4 protein-coding genes are annotated in these 4,605 nt (G+C 71.5%); 1 reads left to right on the top strand and 3 read right to left on the bottom strand.

Features of this window, described 5'->3' with window-relative positions:
• Positions 1 to 117 precede the first annotated feature (117 nt).
• The 3 genes from QCD68_RS16855 to QCD68_RS16845 form a co-directional block, all read right to left on the bottom strand.
• A complete protein-coding gene (locus tag QCD68_RS16855) occupies positions 118 to 1,059 on the bottom strand; it encodes an acetamidase/formamidase family protein (RefSeq protein WP_301223852.1) in 942 nt (313 codons plus the stop codon).
• A complete protein-coding gene (locus QCD68_RS16850; protein WP_301223851.1) occupies positions 1,056 to 2,540 on the bottom strand; it encodes an APC family permease in 1,485 nt (494 codons plus the stop codon). Before QCD68_RS16850 ends, QCD68_RS16855 begins: the two co-directional genes overlap by 4 nt.
• A gap of 127 nt (positions 2,541 to 2,667) precedes the next feature.
• On the bottom strand, positions 2,668 to 3,582 hold the full coding sequence (locus QCD68_RS16845; protein ID WP_301223850.1) for a proline iminopeptidase-family hydrolase: 915 nt from the start codon (positions 3,580 to 3,582) through the stop codon (positions 2,668 to 2,670).
• A gap of 115 nt (positions 3,583 to 3,697) precedes the next feature.
• Between QCD68_RS16845 and QCD68_RS16840 the strand changes: the two genes are divergently transcribed.
• Entirely contained in the window at positions 3,698 to 4,435 is a 738-nt protein-coding gene (locus QCD68_RS16840) for a FadR/GntR family transcriptional regulator (RefSeq protein ID WP_301223849.1), read from the top strand.
• The last annotated feature ends 170 nt before the right edge of the window (positions 4,436 to 4,605 follow it).

Here is a 4,605-nt window from a genome sequence, read left to right as displayed (position 1 = left end):
CCGGCAACCCTATTTTTTTGGGTGGGTCTGGGGGGCGGGGTGTTGTTAATCCGCGCCTGCACCCGGGGGCCGCGGCGGGCCCGGGGCCCCGGGCCTCCCGTCCGGCACGGCGTCCGGTCAGTCCCCGGCGGTCAGCACCGCCTTCGGGACCCGGTGCAGGGTCACCGCTCCGACCGCGTCGAACGGGTGCAACGGGTCCGGAGCGCCGGACCCGGTCGGCCCGCCGAGCTTCGAGTCACCGACCGCGCTGAGCACCGCGTAGGCGTCGTCGGCCGACCAGCCGTGCTCGTCGACGAGGAACGCGAAGGCGTCCTCGTACCCGCGGCGGATGCTCTCCTGCACCGGTTCGCCCAGGCCGACGAACAGCCACTCGTCGTCGGTCTCGATGCGCGGTGCCCGCAGGGTGGGGCCGCCCTTGACGACGTCGACGGAGACGATCGCGGTGCCCTGCGCCTCGATCGCGACGAACGAGGACTCGCCCTCGGCCATGATCGCGTGGATGTCGCCGATCGACAGCAGCGCTCCCGGCACCCGGACCGGCAGGTACACCGTCGAGCCGGGGCGGGCCTCGGTCACGTCCATGTTCCCGCCCTCGGCGTACGCGGGCATGATCGTGGAGTTCTCGCCCTGGGCCGGAGCGGTCCCGATGCAGCCGATCATCGGCCGGACCGGGAACGTGTGCCGGTCGGACACCCGGACGACGCCGTCCGCGATCGGGCAGCGGCGGGTGAAGACCCGGTCGCCCATCACGTGCTGCAGGGCGCCGGAGCCGGGCAGCGAGACCGACCAGCCGTGCGTCGTCAGCTGGATGTCGTGGATCGTCACCGCGAGGGTGTCGCCCGGCTCCGCACCCTCGACGTACACCGGGCCGGTGACCGGGTTGATCGGTGCCTGCAGCTGCGCCATGTCGTGGTGGTCGTCGAGTTCGGCGTAGACGGCGTCGGTCGTCTCGAAGCCGATCGTCTCGCCGGTGCCCGGGGCGATGGTCAGCACCGGCTCGCGGTCGGCGGTGTAGCCGGGGCGGCCCAGCGTGTTCGGCAGGTGGTGGTCGGGGGTCATCGCGGGTCCTTGTCCGTCGAGAGCGGGGTGTCCGTCGAGAGCGGGGCGGCGGTCGGGCCGGCGGGGGCGCCGGTCGGGTCGCCTTCGCCGAGCGTGCCCGGCTCCTCGGAACCGACCTCGGTGGAACGGCCGGTGGAGCGGTAGTAGAGGAAGACGCCGGCGCCGACGACGAGCCAGATGATGCCACCGACCTTCGCCTCGACCGCGGCGTTGAGCAGCACGTACCCGATGATCAGGAACCCGATCAGCGGCACGACCAGGTGCAGCAGCCAGTTCCGCGACTTCCCCTTGACCATGTGGTGCACGAACACCGACACGTGCAGCAGCATGAAGCCGAACAGGGCGCCGAAGTTCACCAGCGACGAGATCGTGTCGATCTGCCCGACGAAGAACAGCACCAGGATCGCGGACAGGACGGAGACGACCAGGATCGCGTTCTGCGGCACCAGGCGGCCGTTGAGCTTGTGCAGGAACGCGGGCAGCTGCCGGTCGCGGCTCATCGAGAACAGCAGGCGGCTCGTCGCGGCCTGCGCTGCCATGGCGTTCGCGATGCCCACGGCCAGGACGTTGACCGCGAAGAACGCCGTCGCCCAGCCGCTCGACGACGCCTGCTGGACGATCGTGAAGAACGCGTTGCCCGCCTCGCTGTCCGAGAACGAGTCGCGTCCGGCGGCCAGGGCGCTGGCGAGCCAGGTCTGCACGACGAACAGGAACGCGACGATGACGAGCGCCAGGATCATCGCGAGACCGGCACCACCCCGGCGTCCGGTGGACTCCTCGGACAGGGTCGAGATGCCGTCGAAGCCCAGGAAGCTCAGCACCGCGATCGACAGCGCCGAGGCGATCAACGGCGCCGACACCTTCGCCGGGTCGAACACCTGGTCGGTGCTGAACGACGCCCCCGGCACCGTCCCGCCGGTCAGGGCGACGATCGCGATGACGACGAAGATCACCACGAACACCAGCTCGATGAGCAGGAAGATCCGGTTCGCCAGCTTCAGGGACGACACCCCGGCCAGGTTGATGACGGTGTTGATCGCCACGAACACCAGCGCCCACAGCCACCGCGGGGTGCCCGGGAAGATGCCGACCATGCTCTCGGCCGCGAACACGTAGAGCAGCGTCGGGACGAGCAGGTAGTCGAGCAGGATCGCCCAGCCGGCGAAGAAGCCCGCCGTCGGGTGGATGCCACGGCCGACGTAGGAGAAGACACTGCCGGCCAGGGGGATCGACTTCGCCATCTGCGCGTAGGCCAGGGCGGTGAAGATCATCGCGACGAGGCCGACCAGGTAGACCAGCGGCACCATGCCGGAGGACGCGTTGTAGACGGTGCCGAAGATCGCCCACGGGGCGATCGGCACCATGAAGACGAGCCCGTAGACGAGCAGGTCGGTGGTGGAGACGGAGCGTTTCAGCTCCTGCTTGTAGCCGTAGGCCTCGAGCTGCTGCTGTGCGGAGAGCTCGCTGTGCTGCTGCGACATGTCGGTTCCGTTTCGGGGAGGAGGGACGGTGCAGGGGTGGGTTGTCCGGACGGGAGGCGCGTCACGGGTCGGTGACGTGCCTGGCGTCCGGTGCGTGGCCGGGTGGGTGGTTCCGGGTGCTGCGGGGTCAGCCGGTGGGCTGGGTGTCGTGGTCGGCGAGGAACGCGCCGACCACGCGGCGGAACTCCTCCGGCTGCTCCAGGTGCGTGCAGTGGCTGGCGCCGGGGAAGACGTGCTGGCGGGCGTCCGGGATCTGCTCCACGAACGGCTGCCAGGTGGCGGGGGTCGCTTCGTCGTGCTCGCCCGCGACGACGAACGTCGGCACGTCCACCCGGTGCAGGCGGTCGATCACCGACCAGTCGCGCAGCGAGCCGATGACGTGGAACTCGTTCGGTCCGTTCATGGTGTGGTAGACCGTCGGCTCCGCCTCCATCTGCTCCTCGGACGCGACGAAGTCGGCGGGCATCGGCACCACCCGGCAGACGTGGCGTTCGTAGAAGACCTGCGTCGCGGCCACGTACTCGGGGTCCTCGACCGTGCCGGCGTCCTCGTGCCGGGTCAGGGCGTCCTGCACCTCGGCGGGCAGCTGGGCGCGGAGCTCGGCGGCCCCCTCGACCCAGAGCTGCATCGAGGCGGGGGAGTTGCAGATCGACAGGCTCGCGATGCCGCCCGGACGACGGACCGCGATCTCGGCGCCGAGCATCCCGCCCCACGACTGGCCCAGGACGTGGTGCTCGCCGAGGCCCAGGTGCGCGACCAGCGCCAGGTACTCGTCGACGAACAGCTGCGGCTGCCACAGGTCGGCGGGGGCGTCCGGGCGGTGGCTGCTCCGGCCGCAGCCGAACTGGTCGTGGTGGACGACGGTGCGACCGGTCTCGTCGGCGAAGGCCTCGAGGTTCCGGACGTAGTCGTGCGCCATCCCCGGTCCGCCGTGCAGGACCACGAGGGGCAGCGCACCGGCGACGGGGTGGTCGGGTTCCGTGATCCGGTACCAGGTCTGGCCGTCCTGGAACGGCATCGTGCTCTCGGTGATGCGGGACATGGGGTGAGCATGGCCCGTCGAAAGGTCCCAGGCAAGACCTTTTCCGCTCGTTTAACGTGGCTGTAACAGGAAACCCGGCCCACCGGGGTCAGGCTGGACGGCGGAAGGGGTGCCGGTGACGGATCGCGCGACGGAGACCCGGGTCGACGAGGTCGAGGACCGGCTCGTGACCGCCGTCGCCGTCGGCGAGTACCTGCCCGGCTCCCGGCTGCCACCCGAACGCGAGCTCGCCGGACTGCTCGGGGTCGCCCGCGTCACCGTCCGCGGAGCCCTCGCCCGGCTCGTCGACCGCGGTCTGCTCGAGACCCGACGGGGACGCGGTGGCGGGACCTTCGTCCGCGACCAGGAGGCCGGCGCCGCCTCCGACTCGGTCGGCCGCACCCTGCTGGCACGGTGGGCGGGGATCCAGGACACTGCCGACGCCATCGCGATCCTGCACGGGGCGCTCGCGGCCGCCGCAGCCGAACGGATCACCGCAGAGCAGGCGGCCGGGCTCCGGGAACGGCTCGAGGCCTTCCGCACCGCGACCTCCGGCTTCGCGAAGCAGCAGGCCGACGCGGTCCTGCACCGCAGCATCATCGACGCGGCGCAGAACGACGCACTGCGGAGCACCCTGGCGTCGCTCGAGTCGCAGATCTCGATCGCTGCGCCGGCGCACCTGTGGGGGAGCGTCGACGGGATGGCGGCGATGGAGGCCCGGGCGATGCGGGACCACGAGGAACTGGTCGACGCGGTCTGTGCCGGGCGGGTCGCCGAGGCGGGGCAGATCGCGCGGCAGCACGTGGGGATCGACGTCGAGCTGCTGGAGCGGGCGATGCTCCGGGCGGGACAGGTGCCGACCCGGCCGGTGTGACCGGGCCGGTGCGATCCGGACGGTGTGACCGCTGGTGTGGTCTGGACGGGACGACGGGAGGGCCCCGGCGGGGGGGCCCCCCGGCCCCCCGGGTGGGGGGGGGGGGTTTGGGGGGGGGGGGGGGGGGGGGGGGGGGGGTTGGGGGGGGGGTTTTAAAAAAAGGACCAGGC

Origin of the sequence: Curtobacterium sp. PsM8 (genome assembly GCF_030433875.1) — a bacterium.
Taxonomy (GTDB): domain Bacteria; phylum Actinomycetota; class Actinomycetes; order Actinomycetales; family Microbacteriaceae; genus Curtobacterium.
This window is presented reverse-complemented; position numbering and strand designations above follow the sequence as displayed.